Origin of the sequence: Streptomyces sp. NPDC058872 (assembly GCF_042743065.1) — a bacterium.
GTDB lineage: Bacteria > Actinomycetota > Actinomycetes > Streptomycetales > Streptomycetaceae > Streptomyces.
In genome coordinates, this window is sequence record NZ_JBHYMK010000015.1 from 124853 (window position 1) to 144611 (window position 19759).

The 19759-nt window shown below is 73.6% G+C and carries 21 protein-coding genes; 10 read left to right on the plus strand and 11 right to left on the minus strand.

Going from position 1 to position 19759, the window contains the following annotated elements:
• Nucleotides 1-22 precede the first annotated feature (22 nt).
• The 4 genes from ACFW22_RS12510 to ACFW22_RS12525 form a co-directional block, all read right to left on the minus strand.
• Nucleotides 23-613, minus strand: a complete 591-nt coding sequence (locus ACFW22_RS12510) for a hypothetical protein (protein ID WP_386402131.1) — start codon at nt 611-613, stop codon at nt 23-25.
• On the minus strand, nt 610-1599 hold the full coding sequence (locus ACFW22_RS12515) for a DUF6286 domain-containing protein (protein WP_386402134.1): 990 nt from the start codon (nt 1597-1599) through the stop codon (nt 610-612). The genes ACFW22_RS12510 and ACFW22_RS12515 overlap by 4 nt, the downstream gene beginning before the upstream one ends.
• A complete protein-coding gene (locus tag ACFW22_RS12520) occupies nt 1596-1781 on the minus strand; it encodes a hypothetical protein (protein WP_386402137.1) in 186 nt (61 codons plus the stop codon). The genes ACFW22_RS12515 and ACFW22_RS12520 overlap by 4 nt, the downstream gene beginning before the upstream one ends.
• A gap of 99 nt (nt 1782-1880) precedes the next feature.
• Nucleotides 1881-2375, minus strand: a complete 495-nt coding sequence (locus ACFW22_RS12525) for an Asp23/Gls24 family envelope stress response protein (protein ID WP_386402140.1) — start codon at nt 2373-2375, stop codon at nt 1881-1883.
• A gap of 271 nt (nt 2376-2646) precedes the next feature.
• Here ACFW22_RS12525 and ACFW22_RS12530 point away from each other — a divergent pair, with 271 nt between their 5' ends.
• Genes ACFW22_RS12530 through ACFW22_RS12540 form a run of 3 tightly spaced genes read left to right on the plus strand, consistent with a single transcriptional unit; the run spans nt 2647 to nt 4222 of the window.
• Nucleotides 2647-3270, plus strand: a complete 624-nt coding sequence (locus tag ACFW22_RS12530) for an RNA polymerase sigma factor (protein ID WP_386402143.1) — start codon at nt 2647-2649, stop codon at nt 3268-3270.
• Nucleotides 3267-3875, plus strand: coding sequence for an Asp23/Gls24 family envelope stress response protein (locus ACFW22_RS12535; protein WP_386402146.1), 609 nt, complete (start codon nt 3267-3269; stop codon nt 3873-3875). Before ACFW22_RS12530 ends, ACFW22_RS12535 begins: the two co-directional genes overlap by 4 nt.
• Entirely contained in the window at nt 3875-4222 is a 348-nt protein-coding gene (locus tag ACFW22_RS12540) for a hypothetical protein (protein WP_386402149.1), read from the plus strand. Before ACFW22_RS12535 ends, ACFW22_RS12540 begins: the two co-directional genes overlap by 1 nt.
• An 18-nt stretch (nt 4223-4240) precedes the next feature.
• Here the strand turns inward: ACFW22_RS12540 and ACFW22_RS12545 are convergent, their stop codons facing one another.
• Nucleotides 4241-4792, minus strand: coding sequence for a helix-turn-helix domain-containing protein (locus ACFW22_RS12545; RefSeq protein ID WP_386402152.1), 552 nt, complete (start codon nt 4790-4792; stop codon nt 4241-4243).
• Between the two features lie 261 nt (nt 4793-5053).
• Between ACFW22_RS12545 and ACFW22_RS12550 the strand changes: the two genes are divergently transcribed.
• The 3 genes from ACFW22_RS12550 to ACFW22_RS12560 all read left to right on the plus strand — a co-directional run bounded on the left by ACFW22_RS12550 (nt 5054) and on the right by ACFW22_RS12560 (nt 8326).
• On the plus strand, nt 5054-7126 hold the full coding sequence (locus ACFW22_RS12550) for an MMPL family transporter (protein ID WP_386402155.1): 2073 nt from the start codon (nt 5054-5056) through the stop codon (nt 7124-7126).
• A 222-nt stretch (nt 7127-7348) separates the two neighbouring features.
• Nucleotides 7349-7528: a DUF6480 family protein gene (locus ACFW22_RS12555; RefSeq protein ID WP_386402158.1), complete on the plus strand. Its 180-nt coding sequence runs from the start codon at nt 7349-7351 to the stop codon at nt 7526-7528.
• A gap of 231 nt (nt 7529-7759) precedes the next feature.
• The gene (locus ACFW22_RS12560; RefSeq protein ID WP_386402161.1) at nt 7760-8326 is read left to right on the plus strand and encodes an RNA polymerase sigma factor; all 567 of its coding nucleotides are present in this window, start codon (nt 7760-7762) and stop codon (nt 8324-8326) included.
• Here the strand turns inward: ACFW22_RS12560 and ACFW22_RS12565 are convergent.
• The gene (locus ACFW22_RS12565; RefSeq protein WP_386402164.1) at nt 8289-9725 is read right to left on the minus strand and encodes a glycosyltransferase; all 1437 of its coding nucleotides are present in this window, start codon (nt 9723-9725) and stop codon (nt 8289-8291) included. The genes ACFW22_RS12560 and ACFW22_RS12565 overlap by 38 nt on opposite strands.
• A 131-nt stretch (nt 9726-9856) precedes the next feature.
• Between ACFW22_RS12565 and ACFW22_RS12570 the strand changes: the two genes are divergently transcribed.
• Entirely contained in the window at nt 9857-11941 is a 2085-nt protein-coding gene (locus ACFW22_RS12570) for a glycosyltransferase family 4 protein (RefSeq protein ID WP_386402167.1), read from the plus strand.
• A gap of 105 nt (nt 11942-12046) precedes the next feature.
• Here ACFW22_RS12570 and ACFW22_RS12575 read toward each other — a convergent pair whose 3' ends face one another.
• Nucleotides 12047-12799, minus strand: a complete 753-nt coding sequence (locus tag ACFW22_RS12575; RefSeq protein WP_386402170.1) for an anti-sigma factor domain-containing protein — start codon at nt 12797-12799, stop codon at nt 12047-12049.
• Nucleotides 12796-13383 carry an ECF RNA polymerase sigma factor SigK gene (sigK, locus tag ACFW22_RS12580; protein WP_386402220.1) on the minus strand — a complete coding sequence of 196 codons (588 nt, stop codon included), beginning with the start codon at nt 13381-13383 and terminating at the stop codon, nt 12796-12798. The genes ACFW22_RS12575 and sigK overlap by 4 nt, the downstream gene beginning before the upstream one ends.
• A gap of 814 nt (nt 13384-14197) precedes the next feature.
• Between sigK and ACFW22_RS12585 the strand changes: the two genes are divergently transcribed.
• Entirely contained in the window at nt 14198-14848 is a 651-nt protein-coding gene (locus ACFW22_RS12585; RefSeq protein ID WP_386402173.1) for a fasciclin domain-containing protein, read from the plus strand.
• Between the two features lie 177 nt (nt 14849-15025).
• On the opposite strand, the gene ACFW22_RS12590 is transcribed toward ACFW22_RS12585, so the two are convergent.
• From ACFW22_RS12590 to ACFW22_RS12600, 3 genes are all read right to left on the minus strand, one after another.
• Nucleotides 15026-16048: a MerR family transcriptional regulator gene (locus ACFW22_RS12590; protein ID WP_386402176.1), complete on the minus strand. Its 1023-nt coding sequence runs from the start codon at nt 16046-16048 to the stop codon at nt 15026-15028.
• A 64-nt stretch (nt 16049-16112) separates the two neighbouring features.
• Entirely contained in the window at nt 16113-16550 is a 438-nt protein-coding gene (locus ACFW22_RS12595) for an SRPBCC family protein (RefSeq protein ID WP_386402179.1), read from the minus strand.
• Between the two features lie 229 nt (nt 16551-16779).
• Nucleotides 16780-18279 (minus strand): cryptochrome/photolyase family protein, encoded by a 1500-nt coding sequence (locus tag ACFW22_RS12600; protein ID WP_386402182.1) that lies wholly within the window; start codon nt 18277-18279, stop codon nt 16780-16782.
• Nucleotides 18280-18504: 225 nt separating this feature from the next.
• Between ACFW22_RS12600 and ACFW22_RS12605 the strand changes: the two genes are divergently transcribed.
• Nucleotides 18505-19083: a fasciclin domain-containing protein gene (locus tag ACFW22_RS12605; RefSeq protein ID WP_386402185.1), complete on the plus strand. Its 579-nt coding sequence runs from the start codon at nt 18505-18507 to the stop codon at nt 19081-19083.
• Between the two features lie 84 nt (nt 19084-19167).
• Nucleotides 19168-19617 carry a UBP-type zinc finger domain-containing protein gene (locus ACFW22_RS12610; protein ID WP_386402188.1) on the plus strand — a complete coding sequence of 150 codons (450 nt, stop codon included), beginning with the start codon at nt 19168-19170 and terminating at the stop codon, nt 19615-19617.
• Nucleotides 19618-19759: the final 142 nt, after the last annotated feature.

Here is a 19759-nt window from a genome sequence, read left to right on the forward strand (position 1 = left end):
CGCAACCGTCGAGCCGTGGCCGTCAGGCCCGTCCCTGGCGCACGGCGGGGCGCCGGCGGGCGCGGAGCCGGACCCGCACGCGGACGGCACGGGGTTCCAGAGCGCGTTCGGCGTGTGCGGCGAGGGCGGCGAGCGGGGGGAGGACGTCCGCCGGAGCCGTGCCCGGGTGCAGGGACACCTGGACACGGACGAGGACCTGGCGGCGTCGGCCGCTCGCGCGGACCCGACAGCCCGCAACGCCGTCGACGGCCGACACCCGCGCCGCCACCGCCTCCTGGAGGGCCCGGACGCGCAGCCGTGCTTCGGGCACGCCGAGCGGGAGCGAGGCGGAGCGGCGTCGGGACCACAGCCGCCGGGCCCCGATCAGGACCGGGGCCGCCGCCGTCATCGCACAGCCGACCACCACCGGGGGCCACCAGCCGCGGGCTCTGAGCGCCGTGGGAGCGACGGGGTCGAGGAGCGCCCCGAGTGCTCCCCGGGAGGGCCACCCCCCGGGGAAGGGCGGGTGCCAAGGGCCGGTCGCGAGCGCCACGAAGCCACTGATGAGGAGCAGGCCGAGGCCCGACGCACCCAGGGCGATCCGGCGTACTGCGATCGTGGTGCCTTCCGTCATGCGGCCCCTCCCCGGGACTCGGTGAGGCGGGGCGTGCGTCCTTCGTCCGCCCGCCCGTGGCTCGGCGTCCACAGCACGTCGGGCCGGACGCGGACGCGCGGCTTCGGCGGGCGGCACAGACAACAGGAGGCGAGCGCCCGCTCGGCCGCGCGTTCGGCCATGCGGGACGCGGCCGGCAGGTCACCGAAGAGGAGCACGGCACGGACGGTGACGTGCCGTCGGCCCACCCGCACCCGGACCCGTGTCACTCCGGGCGCAGCCGCCACCGCCTCCCGCACCAGGGAGGCGATGACGTTCCGGTCGACCGTCGCCGGGAGTTCCGGAGCGGTCGAGGCGGGCCACCTGCCGCGGTGGCCCGGGGTGACCGCCAGGACGATCAGGAGCGCGCCCAGCGCCGCGGTCAGCAGGGCGGCGGCGACTCCGGTGGATGCCGGGCCGTAGCGGACGACCGCGTGCGCCAGCGCGGGGCGCCAGGTATCGGCCGGACCCCCCCGTGGGCCGCTCTGCACCGCGCCGTAGGCCACCGAACCCGAAGCCAGGGCCACCGACCAGGCGAGCACCGAGGCCGGAACGCGGCGGGGGGACCAGGAGCGGTGCGGCTTCCGGACGGCGGAGCGCCGTTGCCGTTCCGCGGGTCGTCCCTCCTCCGGCGCGGCCGCTTGGGCGGGCACCGACGGCACGGGTCCGGGCAGGCGCAGCCCGGTCACGTCCACCCGCAGGCGCGTCAGCCGCAGCCCGGTCAGCCGTTCCGTACGGGCCGAGGCATGGTCCCGGACCGCACGGACGGCACGGGTCGCCGAGCCGGCCCCGTCGACGCGGAGGGCGACGCCGACGGCCGTGCGCGCCCGCCGCCCCTGCACGCGTGCTGAGGTGCGGGTCACCCGGCCCCCCGGCGGCAGGGCCTCCCCGACGGCGCGCCCCAGGACCTTGCGGACCGCCCTGTCCGCGATCCCGAGACGGCCGGGAGGCGTGACGGTGTCGTTCATCGGCGCCCGCGCCCGACCGTCTCGTACAACTCCTCGATCCGGCCGCCGCCGTCGAGCCAGTGACCGACCGCCCATCCCGCGGCTCCCAGGACGGCCACGAGGAGGAAGGCCCCGAAGCCTCCGAAGTAGCCCGCGAAGGCCAGTGCCGCCCCACCCGTCATGCCCGTGAACGATGCCGTCATCCGTTTTCCTTTCCCCGAGGTCGCCGCTACCGGTGGCAGGGCGCACTGAACGAGCGGTCCGGCGCGTGCCGTCGGAGGCGCGCGCCCACCGCACGGGCGCTACTCCACGCGGCCGTCGGCCGGGACCTCCCGGTCGTCGTCCGGCAGGTGCACGTCGTTGACGGCGATGTTGACCTCGACCACCTCCAGGCCCGTGATGCGCTCCACGGCCTCGACCACGTTCTCCCTGACGTCCGCGGCGACCTCGGTGATCGGCACGCCGTACTCGACGACCAGGTCGAGGTCGATGGCGGCCTGGCGCTCACCGACCTCGACCTTCACCCCGCGGCCCACGTTGGGGCGGCCCCCCGGCACGCGGTCGCGCACCACGCCGATGGTGCGGGAGATCCCGCCGCCCATGTCGTGGACGCCGTGGATCTCGCGTGCGGCCATTCCGGCGACCTTGACGACGACCACCTCGGCGATGGAGGTCTTCCCCCGTTCGGGAACCGGTCGGACCACCGCCTCGTGGGCGGCGGTGGCGGGCGCCGGCGGCGAGGGTTCGCCCTGCGGGGCCGGCACCTGCTTGGCGGCGGAGGCGGTGTGCGTGGTCATGGTTTCGCTCCTCAGGAGACGTCGGTGAGCTGCTCTCGTCCTTATCGACCCCTTCGCCGCGCCGCTGTGACGCCCGGTGCGGAAAAAGACGTCCGGCACTTCACGGGGCGCCGGTGACGGTCAGGCGTCCGGCGGCGATCGGCCCCGGTATTCGCACACACGTCGGTCGGGTGTTACGGGCATCCGAAGGTGCGGTCGGCTCCGAAACCTGCGTGACAACTCCTCTGCGCAGGTGTCCCACGAGGAGTGGACCAAGGAGAGGAGCCGCCCCGTGGTGGGCGCCAGCACCGACAACGCATCACCAGACGCCCTCGACCGCCGGCCGCCGGCCCCCGCGCAGGACGGTGCTTTCGACCGCAGCGACGACGTCCTCCTCGTCGCCCGCTCCGCCGAGGGCGACGAGGAGGCCTTCTCCCTGCTCGTCCAACGGCACGCACCGGCGGCGATCCGCCTCGCCACCCGCCTCCTCGGCACGCGCACCGAGGCGGAGGACGCCGTCCAGGAGGCCTTCCTCAGTGCCTGGCGGAGACTGCCCCAGTTCCAGGGCCGCTCCTCCTTCGCCACCTGGATGTACCGGATCGTCACCAACCGCTGCCTGAACGTGCTGCGCCGCAGCGGTACGACCACGTCCCTGGAGGCGGCCGGTGACGTCCAGGCGCCCGAGCACACCGTCTCCCCGCCCCGCATCGCCGAAGCGCGCGACGCGGTCCGCGAGCTCCGGGAGGCGCTCGACCTGCTCTCGCCCGAGCAGCGGACCTGCTGGGTGCTGCGCGAACTGGACGAATGCTCCTACGAGTTCATCGCGGAGACGGTCGGGATCAGCCAGGAGGCGGTACGGGCCCGCGTGTTCCGTGCGCGGCGCTCTCTGACACAAGTGATGGGGGAGTGGCGATGACCACGCACACCACGCCGCCCGACCACGAGGACGGGTTCGGCGAGGAGGGGGAGCTGCTGTCCTGCGGGCGGCGGCTCGTCGACGTCTGGGCGTCCGCGGAACGGCGGGAGGACGATCCCCACCGGGCGTCCTGCCCGTCCTGTCGACGGGCGGTCGATGATTTCGAACGGCTCGAGTCCGCGGTGCGCGGACTCCGTGACGACACCGACCGCGCCGACGTGGACACCGCGTCGCTGACCCGGCGGGTCATGGACGTGGTCCGTGGGGAACTCCGCCCCGGCCGGCCGCTTCCGCTGGGGCGGGCCACCGAGGACCTGTGGGTCATGGAAGCGGTGGCCGCGCGGGCGCTGCGTGCGGCGGCCGAGGGCGTACCCGGTGTCCGGGCGGGGTCGTGCCGCTTCCGCGGCGGGGCGGCGGGCGCCCCGCCGGTGGTGCGGCTGGAGGTCCACGCGCCGGCCCACCAGCACCTTCCCACCGTCGCCGAGAGGATCCGGCACGCCGTGCAGGGGGCGGCCGACCGCGTCCTGGGCCTGCCTCTCGGGGGCGTCGACATCGTCATCGCCGACATCGTGGGCGGTCCCACCGAAGCCGAAGGAAGGTCCTGATGACCTCGCACACCGCTCGCACCGCACTCGCCGAAGAGATCGCCCGCGTCGTCCGGGAGGTCCCGGGGGTGGCGTTCCTCAGGCCGCGGCTCACCGGCCTGCTGAAGCCCGCGGTCGTCCCCGGGCCGACCGGAAGCGGTTCGGCGACGACCGCGGGCGTGCGCCTGCGGGAGGACGAGGCCGCCGGCACCTGGCACGTCGAGGTGCGCCTGGTGGCGCTCAGCGGAGACCGCGTCCTGGACGTGGCGAGGGCCGCGCGCCGGGCGGTCGAGGAGCGCCTCGGCGCCCTTCTGCCCGGTTGCGCGGCCCGGGCGCACGTCACCGTCACGGTGACCGGACGCGTCTGACCCGTCGGTCGGCACCCCTCAGAGGTGGGGCGGCGGACAGGTCAGGACCAGGTGCAGCGCAGCCGCCCACACGCCGGCCGAAGCCGCCGCCAGGTGCCACCTGCGCCACCGCACCGGAGAGACGGGGTCCCGCGGGGGGCTCACCGAGAGCACCCTGACGGCGGAGGCGGGTTTCGGGGGCGTCGGCGCGGGGACGGGCGGGGCCTGGTAGCCGGGTGCCCGGGGGGAGCGGGGGCGGAGCACGGTCGTGACGTCGGGGGAGGGGCTGCGTCGGGTCGCCGCTTCCGGCCGCGGGACCGGGGGGCGTGCGGCTCGGGCGCTCGCGGCCTGTGCCAGCCCCCGTAGGAACGCGGAGTAGGCCTCCCGCCTCCGTCCGTTGGGCGAGGTGCGGCCCGATTCCCAGGAACGCACGGTCGCGACCGTCACGCCGAAGGCCGCAGCGACCTGTGCTTCGGACAGGTTCCAGGTGCGGCGCAGCCTGCGCCGTTCCTCGCAGCCCGGCAGGGGGGTCTCGTCGGCTCGCCGGCGTCGGGGCAGGGGCGGGGATTCGAGGTGCGCATCGATCGTCATGACCGTATGACGGTCGTTTTCAGTTCATGTGATGAAGGTTTTGCAGATTCACCCGTATGTCCCATCGGAGTGGAAGGTGGGCCCCGCGGTCCGTCATGGTCGTCGCCTGCATCCGAGGTGCACCCGCTTTCGGAAGGGGCGGTGAGGGTGGGGGTGGAGGGGTGCATCCGGGGGCCTGCGGAGCCGGGGCGTCAGGAGGGCATGGTTCAATCTATTTCGATCCTTGAGATTGTTTATTGTCGAGATACTTCTGGAGTCCCCATGGCCCCCCCGCTGCGCTGGGCGAGCAGACTGCTGCCGCTCCTGATGCTCGTCGTCTGGCTCGCCATCGGGGGTGGGCTCGGTCCCTACGCCGGCAAGCTCGGCGAAGTGGCGACCAACGACCAGGCCGCCTTCCTGCCCCGCAGCGCGGAGTCGACCCAAGTGCTGCAGGCCCAAGAGGCGTTCCGTCAGGAGGAGACCCTTCCGGCGCTGGTCATCTGGACCGCCGAGGGCGGCGGACGCATCGACCCGGCGGCACAGGCGGCGGCGACCCGGGCCCTGGCCTCGCTGAAGGGAACCGACGGCGTGGTCGGCGCCCCCTCCCCGGCGTTCCCGTCCGAGGACGGCGAGGCCCTGCGGGGAATCGTCCAGCTCCGCCCCGACCTCGGCGACGAGCTGCCCGTGACCCTGGAGAAGGTGGACGCGGCCGTCTCCGCAGTGCCGGGGACCGAGACGTGGCTCGCCGGCCCCGCCGCCACACAGGCCGACCTCGGAGACGCGTTCGCCGGGATCGACGGGCTCCTCCTCGTCGTCGCCCTGGTGACCGTCCTGGTGATCCTGCTCCTGGTGTACCGCAGCGTCCTGCTGCCGTTCCTGATCATCTTCGGCGCGGTGTTCGCACTCGGGTTGGCCTGCGCCATCGTCTACGTCCTGGCCGACCACGACGTCGTGCGGGTCGACGGCCAGGTCCAGGGCATCCTGTCCATCCTCGTCATCGGCGCCGCCACGGACTACGCCCTGCTCCTCGCGGCCCGCTACCGGGAAGAGCTCGGCGCGCGCGACGGGGACCGGGTTCCGGCGATGAGGGCGGCCCTCAAGCAGTCCTTCGGCCCGATCGTGGCCAGTGCCGCCACCGTCGCGCTCGGCCTGCTCGCCCTGCTGCTCAGCGACCTCACCAACAACCGCGCCCTCGGACCGGTCGGCGCCATCGGCATCGCCTGCTCCGTCCTGAGCGCCCTGACCTTCCTCCCCGCGGCCCTGGTCCTGCTGGGCCGGGCCGCCTACTGGCCGGCGCGCCCCAAGCCGGTGACGGGGGACGACGCGCACCCGATCTGGCGCAAGGTCGCGGCACTCGTCGACCGCGCCCCGCGCAAGGTCTGGGCCGGTGCGCTCGCCGCCCTGCTCGCCTGCGCCGCCTTCTCCTTCACGCTCGACTCCAAGGGCGTCCCGCTCGACGAGATCTTCGTCAAGGACGCCCCTTCCGTCGCGGCCCAGGAGCGTCTGAGCGAGCACTTCCCGGGCGGCGCCGGCAACCCCGCGGTCGTCATCGCCGACGCCGACGCCGCCGAAGAGGTGCGCACGGCGGCCGAGGGGGTCGACGGAGTCGCCTCCGCCACCGTCTTCGCCCTGCCCGGCACCCCGCAGCCGCTGGTCGCGGACGGGCGCGTGCGGATCGACGTCACCCTCGAGGACGCCGCGGACTCCGATGCGGCCAAGGGCACCGTCGCCGCGCTGCGCACCACCGTCCACGAGGTGCCCGGTGCCGACGCCCTGGTGGGCGGCTACACCGCCCAGCAGTACGACACCCGGCTCACCGCGGAGCGCGACCGGCAGGTCATCGTCCCGGTCGTCCTCGTGATCATCCTCGTGATCCTGGTCGGCCTGCTGCGCTCGCTGATGCTGCCCGTGCTCCTGGTGGTCACGGTCGCACTCAACTTCGCGGCCACGCTGGGGGTCTCCGCCCTCGTGTTCGAGCACGTCTTCGGATTCACCGGCACCGACTCGGCCGTCCCCCTGTACGGATTCGTCTTCCTGGTCGCGCTCGGGGTCGACTACAACATCTTCCTCATGTCCCGGGTGCGCGAGGAGACGGAGCTCCACGGCACGCGCGAGGGCGTGCGTCGGGGACTGGTCGCCACGGGAGGGGTGATCACCTCGGCCGGTGTCGTGCTCGCCGCCACCTTCGCCGCACTGGGGGTCATTCCGCTGGCGTTCCTGGTCCAGATCGCCTTCATCGTCGCCTTCGGCGTCCTGCTCGACACCCTCGTGGTCCGGTCGCTCCTGGTGCCGGCCCTCGTCCGGGACATCGGGCCCAGGGTCTGGTGGCCGAGTGAGCTCCGCCACCGCCCCTGAACCTCCACCGATCGCTGCGGCCGGTCCTTCGACCCCCTGCTCCGGAGCCCCTTGGCACCCCGACCCCGGGGGCCAAGGGGCTCCGCCCCGCCACGGGCGCGGACGCACGCCCGAGGAGCGGCCACTTCGATGCACGAACGACGCGTGTGGCGGGGGCGGGACGGCCGGGAGACCGTGAAGACCCGACGGCGCAACGCCGTTCCGCCCCCTTGAGGAGGCGTCATGTCCGAGCAGCTCGTACCCCCCGGGGAGACCCCGCCCGCCGAGGGCTCCACCTCCTCGGCCCACCAAGAGCGTGCCGACGGCGGCATCTGGGAGCACCCGATGTTCTGGGTGTCCCTCATCGTCCTGGGAGCCGTGCTCGTGGGACTCTTCTTCGTCTTCCGGATCTTCGGCTTCTGAGCCCGGGGCCGCAGGACGCACGGCACGCCCTCGAAGCCCCGGGCGCAGACGGAAGGGTCCCGTCGAAACGACGACCGCCACGAACGGTCCGGACCGGGTGGTGCCCGGCGGGCTCCCGTGATCCTCTGGTCCCACGGGCATCCCTTCGCTGCGGCCCCGTCCTGAGGGACCCCCTACGGCCGCCGGCATCGCGACCCCTTCCCTGTCCCCGGACTGCTCCGGAACCGGCCGATGCCCGAAGTCTCCTCCTCGCCCGCGTGCGGGCACTGTCGCACCCATCCCACCGACGTCCCGCACGGCGACACCGTGCGGGACGGCTTCGACGCCATCTACGGCGACTGGTACCCGGTGGTGCTCCGCTGGGCCAGGCGCCGTTGCCTCGACCTCCAGGACGCCGAGGACGTCGTCCAGCAGGTCTTCGCCGACGTCTGGTTGCACTCCGGACGCTACTGTCCCCGTCGCGGAGGGCTCGGACCCTGGCTCCACGGCATCACCGCCCACAAGGCGGCGGACGCGTCGGCCGCCTTCGTGCGGCGGCAGGAAGGCTTCCGCCGCCTGCTCCGCGGACCGGCCGCGGAGGGTCCGGACACCGGTGCCGGAGCGGTGGAACGGCTCGGCTTGGCGTCCCTGGTCGCCGGTCTCCCCGACCGGCGGCGCGAGGTCCTCTTCCTCGCCTACTACCTCGACCTCACCCAGCCGCAGATCGCCCGGCTCCTCGGCCTTCCGCTGGGCACGGTCAAGAGCCACACCAGACGGGCGCTCAGCACGCTCGCCCGTCTCGTCGCCGAGCAGGCCTGACCGGCTCCCGCCGACCGGGCCGGGCCACCGGCGGCGACGCCGTCATCTTCCGCACGAGCATCCGGGCCATCCAGTCGGGGCCGCGCCTCCGCACCTCCCGGGACCACCGCGGCAGGCCGGCGGGAGGCCCGGCGAGCAACTGACGCAGCGCCGCCCCGACCGCCTGCGGCCGCAGCCGGGAGGGATCGAGGCAGACGGCCAGTCCGGCCCGCTCGGCGTCGTGCGCGATCGAGAACTGATCGCTGGAGAAGGGCAGGACGAGCGCGGGGGTCGCCGATGCCAGGCACTCGGTGAAGGAGTTGTTCCCACCGTGGTGGACCATGGCGTCGACCCTCTCCAAGAGCCAGCGCTGCGGAACGACGTCCGCGATGTGCACCCGCGGCCCCGACCAGTGCGCCAGCGCCGGTGCGCGGTCGCCCGCGGCGACCACCACGGCCGTGTCCGGCACGTGCGAGAGCAGGCCCCGGACCAGCACGTCCAGGACGTCGTCGCGGGCCGAGAGGAAGGTGCCCAGGGCGATCAGCACCAACCGGGCGCACGACCCCCGCAATCGGTCCACCACCGCTTCCCAGGCCGGCCCCGGGCCGGGTTCCCGGGCGGGGGAGCAGTGCCCCCCGTAGAAGAAGCCGGTGTCGCACGCAGGGCGTTCCGGAAGCCACGGGAAGTGCGGGTAGTTGAACACCACCGCCTGCCGCGAGGTCAGGGCGAAGGCCCGACCCGGTGGCCGGGCCGCGGGCGCGTGCGCGCGCGCCACCGTCGCGAACTGCTCGGTGAACGCCGTGTCGTTGGCCCGCGCCGCGCGCCGCAACGCGATCAGTTCCTCCTCCGCGGGCCGGATGGCCCGGGGCCACGCATAGGGAACCCCGAAGAGCGCATCGGGCGCATGGGGCACGTACGTCGGGTGCCCCGGACAGAACGTGGCGTAGCGGAGCCCGAGGCAGTGCAGGGCGAGCGTCACCGGGTAGCTCAGCTGGTCCACGACGTACCAGTCGGGCGCGAGACGGGAGTGCAGGGCCCGCACATCGGCCAGGACGCGCTCGGGTTCCGACAGGAGGTCCTCGGCGCGGTGGCGGGACTGAGTGAGCAGGGTCGCCACGGCTCCGTGCCGGGTGGAGTCGAGGAACTCCGCCAGGCGCTCCGCCTCCCGGGCGCCCTGCGCGGTCTTCCGGGCGACGCCCGTGTTGGCGTTCCTGGTCACCGTCAGCGGGACGAAGCCCGCTCCGGCCGCTTGCGCGAGCGGGGCGAAGGCCGGCGCGCTGGCGAAGTGCACCGCGCAGCCCGCCCGGGCGAGCGCTCCCGCCAGTACGGACAGGGGCTGGGCGTGCGAGAGGAACGGGGGGCTGACGACCACGACACGGGGTGCCCGGTCGTCGCCGGAACCATGACGGGAGAACTCCATGCAGGCCTCTTCGTCCCGCGCCGCCCCGCGGATGCACCCGTCGGGGGCCGTCTCCGGAGGCCGCCCGTGTGCATCCGCGCCCCGGACCGTCGACGAAGGACTGGCTGTCGACCGTCGTCGAGGAGTTTCCGATGAACCGTTCCCATCCGGCCGTGGCCACGGCCGAGCGCACCCGTCGAGACCCGGAGGACGACCCGTCCGACCCGTTCGTGGCGGCCAGGGCCGCCTACTGGAAGCGCACCCCCCACGGTTCGTCACGCTGGCGCACGGCCTCACCGAACCTGCTGGCCGAACTGGTCCAGGCGGAATACCGTCCGGACCACGGTGCGGCCGGCCGCCCTGCGGTCGCGTCCTCCTGGGACCTGGCCCTGGCCCGGCTGAGGCACCGGCTGCGGACCGGAGAGGTCCCGACGCCCTCGGAGTGCGTCCGGCTCCTCTCCGGCGACGACCGCACGAGGGCGGCCGTGTTCGAGGTGTGGCCGGCCGTGGTCCGGCACCACGGCCGGTTCAGGGCCGTGGCCGCCGTGCGGCAGGGCCTGCGCACGAGCCGGAACCCCGACGTCCTTCCCCTGCTGCTCGACCTGGCCGAAGCCGAGCGCTTGCGTCCCCTGCCCCCGGACGAGCTCGTGCCCCTCTCGCGCGGGAAGGACCGGCGGGTGAGGCACGCGGCCTGGCGCCTGCTGTCCGCCCACGGCGGCACTCCGCCCCCGTCCGCCGGCGCACGGGGTGAGCCGGACGCGTACGAACGGGTGCTGCGGAGCGCCCTGGAGGGCGCTCTCCCGAGCGCCCCGGAACCCCTCGGGCTCCGGACGGGGACGCTCGTCGCCCAGTCCATGCTGTTGGGGCACCTCGACCGCCCGGGCGAGGGACTCAGCGGCGGCCTCAGCGTCCTGCTGGGCTCCCTCGGAGACGCCCTCGCCCGAACCGACCGCATCGCCGGTGTCGTCACGGTGGTGACGGCCTGTCGCCCGGAACTGGAGGCGGACCCGGTCCTCCTGCACCGACGCGGGCCCGGACACTGGGTCCTCAGGCTTCCGGTCGACAGCCCCCACCAGGTGCGCCCCGAGGAAATGGGGCGGTACCGAGAGGAGACGGCCTGGTGGGCCACCAGGCTCTTCGGAGCGTTGGGCAGGCCGGTCGACGTGCTCCACGTCCGCTACGCGGACGACGGTTCGCTCGCCCTGGCCGAGGCGGCACGGAGGACGGGGGCCGGCCTGGTCTTCACCGTCACCCCGGATCCGCACCGGCAGGTGGCCGAGCGGCATGACGTGCCCGATGCGGATCCGGGCGCCCTCCGGCACGATCTGCACCGGGTCTTCCTCGCGGACCGCTTGGTCGAGCGGGCCGATCGCGTCGTGGGCATCGCCGGACGGGATGCGGAGGCATGCGAACTGATCCGACACTTCCCGCAGTTGGCGAACGAGGAGGACGGTGCTGCCCCCAGTGCCCCGCCCGAGGGAATCCCGCCCTACCGGCCGCCCGCTGACGGGGGCCGTCGGAGCGAGCTGCTCCTCCGTGCCATCGACCGGGCGGCGGGCACGGAGGGGCCCCCTGCACCGACGGTGCTGCTCAGCGTCGGTCGACTGCACCCCGTCAAACAGCAGGACGTCCTGGTCCGTGCCTGGATCGGTGCGGGGTGCCACCGGGACTCGGTCCTGGTGCTCGTCGGAGGCAGCCCGCTCGCCCAGGACCCCGTGGAGCGGGTGATGCGCGAACGCATCGACCGGGCCGTCGCCGGCTGCCCCGAAGCGCGCGGGCGGCTGGTCCTCCTGCCCGCCCTCTCCAACACGGACGTGCGCCTGCTCGAACGCTCCCTCGCCGCTCCGGGGAGCCGGTTCCGCACCCGGTACGTGTGCCCCAGCGCGAAGGAGGAGTTCGGGCTCGCGGTCCTCGAAGCGATGGAGGCGGGGCTGCTCGTGGCGGGCCCCGTCCGCGGCGGGGTCCCGCACTACCTCGTGGACGGCGTCAACGGCCTGTTGCTCGACACCTCCGGCGCGCGGGCACTCGGCGAAGGACTCCGCCGCCTGCTCCGGGTCGACGACGAGGAGGCGACCTCCATGGCCTCCCGCGCGCAGCGCCTCGTGCGCTCCCGGTACTCGTCGACCGCCATGGCCCGGGCGCTGGCCGGCCACTACCTGGACGTGGCGCGGGAGCGGAGCGGAACGGCTGCCGGAGGGCGCCCGTCCGGTCCCCCGCACCCGCAGCCCCGCCCGTGACGCGGGGAGGGGGGACGGAGGCGGGCCGGGCGTTCCTCGTACGAGGGGCCCGGCCCGCTCCTGCGGTGGTCGTGGCGGAGTCGTGGTCCGGACCTGCCCCGGGCGTCAGGAGGGAAGGGCCAGCAAGAGCAGGGGCTGGGTGGTGGGCCGGGCGGATCCGCCGGCCGGTTCGACGGTGAGACCGACCGCGGTGGCTCCGCTGACGTCACCGTCGATGACCACGGTGCCGTCCTCGTCGATGAACCCGGCGGGCTCCATCGTCCCCTCCTGGTCGAGCCACAACTGATAGGTGTGGCCGCGGGGCGGGGCGGGCAGCCCGGTGGCGGAGAAGACCGCCTGGTTCTGGCGGTCCGAGGAGACGACGGTGGTCAGCGCCCCGTTGCTCGCCCGTCCGTGTGCGGCGCGGGCGTCGGGGGCGGCCAGTACGGAGCTGACGGCGTCGAGTTGCTCTTCCGCCTGCTGGGCCTGCTGCCGGGCCTCGTCGTTCTCCCGGTGTTGCTTGACGGCGAGACCGGCGAAGACGGCCGCGGCGGCGATGCAGGCGGCGAGGGCGAGCGGCAGCGCCCTGCGCCTCAGCCGGTGGGCGAAGCCCGCGGTCGCACCGCTCGTGGCGGTGCGCGGCGGCAACTGGCGCACGTCGTCGATGGCGGCCATGGTCCGCTGCTTGAGTCCGGTCGGAGGGTTCTGCGCCACGGCGGACGCCAGGCGCGTCGCGGTCGCCTCGAACTCGGCCACCTCCCTGCGGCAGTCCGCACAGTGCGGAAGGTGACGCGCGAACTCTTCCCGCTCTGCGGGTTCGAGGGCGTGGAGGGCGTAGGCGGCTGCGAGGGTGTGCGGGTCGAAGTGGTGTTGTTTCACGTGGTCACCCCCATGCAGTCGCGGAGCCGGATCAGTCCGTCGCGCATGCGTGTCTTGATGGTGGGAAGCGGGGTCTGCAGGGCTTGGGAGACTTCACGGTAGGTGAGTCCGCGGTAGTAGGCCAGGGTCACGGCCTGGCGCTGGAGTTCGGTCAGCCCGCGGAGGCAGCGGCGTACCTGTTCGCTCTCCAGGCGGGTTTCCACCTGCTCGGAGACCTCGTCGAAGGCGGTGGTGTGTTCGCGTGCGGCTCGGGCGTGTTCGCGGTCCGTGGCGGCTTGGGCGGAGCGGACGCGGTCCACGGCCCGCCGGTGGGCGATGGTCGCCGCCCAGGTGGTGACGCTGCCGGCGTCGGCTTGGTAGCGGCCGGCCTGGCGCCATAGGTCGATCATGACTTCTTGGGTGACCTCCTCGGACTGGGAGCGGTCGCGGACGACTTTGAGGACGATGCCGAAGACCAGGGGGGCGAGGGCGTCGTAGAGGGCGGAGAAGGCCTCTTTGTCGCCTTGGGCGACCTTCTGCATCACCTCGACGAGGTCGCTTCGTGCGGCCCTGCCCGGGGTGCCGAAGGGAAGGGGTTGGGTCACGGGGCGGTCTCCGGCCGTGGGGAGCGAACGAAGCCGTCCGGTGGAGCCGTCCGGGGGCGGGGTGTCCATCGCATGCTGGTCCTTCTGCGGGAGAGCGGTCCTCCGCCCGCCGGAGGGCGGCCGAAGGTGCTGCCGGGTGCTGCTGTCTGCATGGTCTTCGTAGCGGAAGGGCGTGCGGATGGCCGCCGATCCGTCATCCAGCCCGCCTTTTGTTAACCCTTTCGAGTGAGTCTGGTGGGGCTCCGCCCTCCGGGACGGACCGTCCCCTCCCCGGGCGCACGGTCCGCCGGCTCCCCGCTGTTCGCGCAAGAGGGGGCGAGGGGGAGGTCGGCCCCGGCGCGAAGGGCGTGGAAGGCCGCATGAGCAGGGAGGACGCGGTGGGCGCGCCCCGCCCGTGGGAGAAGGCCAACACTCTTTCGGGTGACAAACCCATCCGCCGGACGGTCGTCGCCGAATCAACAGGCGTGAGCAGCTTCCACGAGGACACCGGACACACCTTCCGCAGCACGCGGGCCGGCTTCGCCGTCGGCCCTTCCGCGCTGCCGACGGTCGAGTCGCGGGCTGCTCGCTCGCGACCCGTCGCCCGGCCGGTGGCCGCCGAGGGCGCACCCGGGGGAGCAGCGCCCCGGGACGCCCGTTCCCGGCCCCGCAGTCGGAAGCGACCGGGGTCCCTCCGTCGACGGGGCGCGCGGCCCGCACCGGGTCCTCGCCACCGTCACCCCGACCACCGGACCGGTCCCTGACCCGGTTCGGACGACACCACCCCGATCGGTCCGCCCGGGACCGAGAGAACCCTTTTCAAGGAGCAACAACCATGAATGCCCTGCGTGTCCGTCGTAGCGCCGTTGCCGTGGCCGCCGCGGCCCTCCTGCCCTTCTCGCTGGCGGCCTGTTCGGATTCCGACGGGGGATCGGACGCGGCGGGTGCCACCACCACCGCCGCCGCCGACCAGGCCGCGGGTGACGCTTCGACCGAGGCGTCCCCGGCGATGGACCAGCCCTTCGGTCCGGCGTGTGCTTCGGTGCCGAAGGACGGTGCGGGTTCGTTCGACGGGATGGCCCAGGACCCGGTGGCGACGGCGGCGTCGAACAATCCGGCCCTGTCGACCCTGGTGGCCGCGGTCCAGAAGGCGGGTCTGGTGGACACCTTGAACAACGCGGAGGACATCACGGTGTTCGCGCCGACGAACGATGCGTTCGCCAAGATCCCGAAGGCCGACCTGGACAAGGTCCTGGCGGACAAGGCCACCCTCACCAAGATCCTCACCTACCACGTGGTGGGCGAGAAGCTCACCCCGCAGCAGCTGGAGAACGGCTCCTTCGAGACCCTGGAGAAGGGCAAGATCACCACGAAGGGCTCGGGCGAGGAGTACACCGTGAACGACAGCTCCAAGGTCGTCTGCGGCAACGTCAAGACCGCCAACGCCAACGTCTACATCGTCGACACCGTCCTCATGCCCCAGTAAGCGGCGCCCCGCGGGCCCCGCACCCCTCACGACCGGGGGGTGCGGGGCCCTCGTGCGCACGGACCGCCACGATGCGCCGGTCGGGGGAGGCACTGCCCTGGGCCACCGTCCCGGCGGGCCGCCGGCTGCCCCGCACGTCCATCGCGGAGCACGGACCCCGGTCGGGCCGGGGAAGCCCTACGCCCGTACGGATTCGGCCCGTTCGCCGTACAGACCGCAGACGGCGTCGAGCGCTTCGCGCAGCCCGTTCGGGCGCGCGGTACCGGGAGCCAGGGGGCGACCGAGCCAGCCGGGACCGGCGAGCAGGACCAGCGGAGCGGTCCGCGCGCCCCGCACGCCGAACACCGTGCCCGCCACCTGCCGGGCCAGGGCGTGGTTCGCCGTGGACCTGGTCTGTGACCAGAGGGCGACGGCGGCCGGGCCCAGGCGCCGCACCGCCGCGTCCAGGGCCTCTGCGGGGACGGCCGCGCCGAACATCCGGACCGACAGGCCCCGTTCGGCGAGTCCGGCGGCGAGCGCCTCCAGCGGAAGGGTGTGCTGCTCGGCCGGAGCACAGGCGAGGACGACCGGAGCAGTGGGGCCCGTTGCCGCCGGCCCGGCGAGGACGGCGCGCCTCAGCGCGGTTGAGACGTGCCAGGACAGCAGGTGCTCCACCTCGACGTACCGGTCGCCGGAGGACTCCCACTTCCGCCCCACCGCGTGCAGGGTCGGGGCGATAACCTCTTCCCACGCGGTGACCAGCGGGTACTCCGCGAGCACCTGCCGGAGCAGTCCCTCCATGGCGGGACCGTCGAGTCGCACCGCGGCCCTGGCCAGGCCGCGGCATTCCTGCCGTACGGCGCCGAGCGGCAGCCCGCTGCCCACTCCGGGACGGAAAGAACCCTCGGAGGGCGGGTAGGCGGACGGTTCGACGTCCGTCGCCTCTGCCACGGGAGGCACTCCGGCAACCACTGCCGTCCCTCCGGAGCGGGTCCGACGGGCTGCACGGGCCGCCTCGGCGGGCGGGACGCCCGAGGCGGTGAGCCGGCACATCTCCTCCAGCATCGCCACGTCCGCCGGGCTCCACCGCCGGTGCCGACCGTCCTCCCGTACGGCGGGGCCGATGCCGTAGCGCTGCTCCCAGGAACGCACCGTGGTCGGTGAGACCCCGAGCCGTCGTGCCACCGCACCGGTCGTGATCCCGTGAAGAGAATCGGACATGTCACCACCCTGCTGATGCGGGAACGACGGGGAAGCGGGGGACTTCCAGGAGCCGGGCGGGTCCTCAGAGCCTCGCTGCGGCGACGGCCGGGAGGCGTTCCGCCACCTCGTCGGCGAGCCGCTCGAACTCCGTGCGCAGAAACGGCGCGGCCAACCGGGCGAGCCCCTTGAACGTCAGGGTCGCCCGGTAAGTGAGCCGGGTGCCGGTCCCTTCGGCACGGAAGGTGAGGTCGTCCCGGGCGGTCACCGTCTTGTTCTCCCCGACGAACACCAGGCGCGCGGGCTCGCGTGCGACGAGCTCGTACGTGAGCTCGGTCGTCCGGCCCCGGAAGCGCGAGGTGTTCCGCCAGCGCGAGCCCGGCCGCACCGGCCCGTCATCGAGCCGCACGCAGGACACCGTTCCCGGGTCCCACTCCTCGGTGCGGGTGAAGTCCTCCAGGTAGGCCATGAGCTCTGACCGGGCGCGGGGCACCACGAAGCTGCGCTCCACACTGATCGCCATGCCGTCCTCCGCCTTTCGTCCGGTCCGTTGCGCCACGGGGTCGTCGACCCGGGTGCGCATACTGCTGCTTCCGCGCGCAGGGGCACCTTGGATGCACCCGGGACCGCTCCGGTCCGGGCGCCCGGACCGGACCCGCCGCGAAGAGCGCCGGAACGGTGGTGCCGTGCCCCCTCGGGGTGGAACCCCGTGGGGGCCAGCACGGGCACCGAGGGCCGGCACCGGGGTCGGCTCACGGCGGTCCGCCGCCCCGTTGCCGTTCCTGTTCCAGCAGCTCCGACAGGTCCTTGAGGCGGTCGAGGCCGTGCACCGCCCTGGACATCCGGGCGTTGTGGACGAGCCGGCCGCGGTGCCGGTGCAGGAAGTTCCAGTAGCCCGCGGTGAACGGGCAGGCGTCCGTCCCCACCCTTCGGTCCGGGCGGTGCGGGCAGGCCCGGCAGAAGTCGCTCATGCGATCGATGTAGGCGCCGCCCGAGGTGTACGGCTTCGTGGTCATCCTCCCGCCGTCCGCGTACTGCGACATGCCCACGACGTTGGGCAGCATCACCCAGTCGTACCCGTCGACGAAGCAGCGGTGGAACCAGTCGGTCACGGCGACCGGGTCCCAGCCCCGCTGGAGCGCGTGGCTTCCCAGCACCATCAGCCGGGGGATGTGATGGGTCCATCCCGTGTCCCTGACCTGGCGCAGCGCCGTCGCCAGGCAGCGGGCCGACACGGCGTCCGCGTCGAGTTCGTTCCACCAGTCGGGCAGTTCGGCGGTGTGGCCCAGGGCATTGGACGTCCGGTACTCCTCGCCGAAGTACCAGTAGAGCTGCCAGACGTACTCGCGCCATCCGGCGACCTGTCGGACGAACCCCTCGACCGAGTTCAGCGGGGCCCCGCCCGCCCGCCACACGGCTTCCGCGCCCTCCACGCACTCGGCGGGATCGAGGAGCCCCAGGTTCAAGGACGAGGAGAGCAGGCTGTGGCTCAGCGTGTCGTCGTCGGCGAGCACGGCGTCCTCGTACGCGCCGAACCCGGCGAGCCGGTGGTGGAGGAAGCGGCGCAGCGCGGTGAGCGCCTCCCGCCGGTCGGCGGGAAACAGCCGCGGTCCGTCGCGGCCGACGAAGGAGACGTCCCCGTCGTGTTCCCAGCGGTCGAGGTCCTCACGCACCTCCTCGTCGATGGAGTCCTCCCGGGGACGGTAGGGGGTCGGGGCCCCGATCGTCCGGGCTCCGCGCGGCGGTGGTTCCCGGTTCTCGTGGTCCAGGTTCCAGGTGCCCCCCACCGGCTCCCCGCCCTCCATCAGGAGGTCGTGGTTCCGGCGGACCCGACGGTAGAAGGCCTCCATGCGAAGGCTTCGTTGTCCGTCTGCCCAGGCCGCGAAGTCCTCCTGCCGGACGAGGAAGCCCCGCGGGGGGAGGACGGTGACCTGGTCCAGGGACCGCACGAGGCCCAGTGCCGCCCGTGACGTGGGGTGGTGCACGGTCACTGGCCCGTCGCCCACGGCCTGCCGCAGGCCCTCCCGATAGGTGTCCGCCCGCACGTACGTCACCCGGTCGCCGAGTTCGACGGCCCGGTGCCGCATCGCGGAGAGGATCAAGTGCGCCTTCGCCCGGTGGAAGCGCCGCCGCCGGAAGACCCCGCGCGACTCGATCATCAACACGCGGGCGTCGCCGGGGGGACCGCCGTCGCCCGCCGCGAGGAAGGCCGGGCCCAGTTGGTCGCCGAAGAGCCAGTGCGTACGTGCCATGTCGGGCCCGATCCCTTCCGCGTCCGGGTGACGCATCGTGGTGATTCGGCGGGAAGGAGCGTTCCGGATGCGGTTCCCCAGGGGGCCGGTGCCCTTCTGCCCGGCGCGAAGAAAATTGCCGCCCACCCCATCCGAAGAGCCCCTTCGTGCCGAATGAGTGGGTGAGAGGACAAGCGATCCACGGTCGCGGCCCGCTCGGTCCGAGGCCGGTGGGAGGAGCACGTCATGACCACCATGCTCATGCGACGCCGTGTCCCGGCAGGTCTGGCCGCCGCGGCCCTCGCGGTCTCGCTCGGAGCCCTGGCCCCCCGGGCATCGGCCGACGACGGCGACGGCCCGTTCGGTCCGGCGTGTGCTTCGGTGCCGAAGGACGGTGCGGGTTCGTTCGACGGGATGGCCCAGGACCCGGTGGCGACGGCGGCGTCGAACAATCCGGCCCTGTCGACCCTGGTGGCCGCGGTCCAGAAGGCGGGTCTGGTGGACACCTTGAACAACGCGGAGGACATCACGGTGTTCGCGCCGACGAACGATGCGTTCGCCAAGATCCCGAAGGCCGACCTGGACAAGGTCCTGGCGGACAAGGCCGCCCTCACCGAGATCCTCACCTACCACGTGGTGGGCGAGCCCGTGCAGAAGGCGGACCTGGCCGACGGGTCCTTCAAGACCCTCGAAGGCGGCACGCTCACCACTTCGGGGTCCGGGGACGCGTACGAGGTGAACGACACCGCCGCCGTCGTCTGCGGCAACGTCAAGACCGCCAACGCGACCGTGTACATCATCGACACGGTGCTCATGCCCCAGTGAGGCGGACGCCCGGCCCGGGACCCGGTCCATTCCGGTCCCGGGCCCGGCGCGCCCGTCGTGACCCGGTGAGGAAGGTGGTCAGCGGTGTCGAAGGAACACCCCGACGCAAGCGTGCCCGGAGTGCCCGGAGCACCTGGGGCCGACGGGGCCGACGGGGCGGCGGTCTGGAGGGTGGCTCCCGACGGGGGGCGCCCGGGCGGATCCTCCTGCGGCCATCTGTGGTCTTCCGCCCCGCAGGCTCCTCCGGTCGGCGCGGTCTGCGCGGTGTGCGAGGCGAAGGGGTGGACGTGGCGACGCCTGCGCTGGTGCGCGACGTGCGGGAACGTCGGCTGCTGCGACAGCTCCCGCGGAGCCCACGCCCATGCCCACCACCTCGCGACCGGACATCCGGTGGCGGTCTCGCTCGCCGCCGACGAGGAATGGGCCTGGTGCTTCGAGGACGAGTTGTTCCTGGTGCCGGCAGGGCCCCGAGCGGCCCCTTCCACCCAGTACCCCACGGGTGAGGGCCGGACGGAGCGGCCCTCGGAGCCCTGAGCCCCGCCCCGGTCCCACCGTGCCCGACCGGACCCGGCGGTGGTGAAGGGGGTGCCTCTATGTCCTTCGTCAAGGTCGAGCGCGTCATGCGGCGGCCGGTTCGGGGGTGCGGGTCTCGTAGAAGGTCCCGTCGCGGAGCATG